Below are 647 nucleotides of genomic sequence, written 5' to 3'. Positions count from 1 at the left end.
CAAAAATTTGAAACCGCGCAATTAAAGAATCCAGAAAAACAAGATCGCAATCAATATTTTTAAAACGCCTTTTCAAAAAAAATTGCAAACAGTTTCTTTTTGGGTCAGGATGAATGCATACAAAGTGACATGGCCAAGACGCCAAATCACGACATTACCTACTATTGAGGAAAACGACATGATTCTTGATTCATTTAACCTTGAGGGAAAAGTGGCCATTGTTACTGGTTGTGACACTGGTCTTGGTCAAGGTATGGCGCTTGGTCTAGCAAAAGCGGGCTGTGACATTGTTGGCGTAAACATCAGCGAACCAACAGAAACGATTGAGAAAGTAGAGGCTGAAGGCCGTAAGTTCGTCGATATCCGCGCTAACTTAATGAAACTAGACGACATTCCAACTATCGTTGACCGCGCAGTAACCGAACTTGGTCGCATTGATATCCTAGTGAACAACGCGGGCATCATTCGTCGTAACGACGCCATCGAGTTTTCTGAGCAAGATTGGGATGACGTAATGAACACTAACGCGAACTCTGTATTCTTTATGTCTCAAGCGGTCGCAAAACAGTTCATCGCGCCAGGTGACGGCGGCAAGATCCTCTACTTCGCCTCACTTCTTTCTTTCCTCGGCGGCTTTCGCGTGCCTT

At 44.7% G+C, this 647-nt stretch carries 1 protein-coding gene; it reads left to right on the top strand.

Annotation, left to right across the window (positions count from 1 at the left end):
- Nucleotides 1–178: 178 nt before the first annotated feature.
- On the top strand, nucleotides 179–647 hold a 469-nt coding region (locus R8N49_RS27940; protein ID WP_318190547.1), incomplete at its 3' end, for an SDR family NAD(P)-dependent oxidoreductase.

Source organism: Vibrio sp. 1978, from assembly GCF_033344345.1.
Note: the sequence above shows the minus strand (reverse complement) of the source record. Positions and strands in the feature narration are given on the sequence as shown.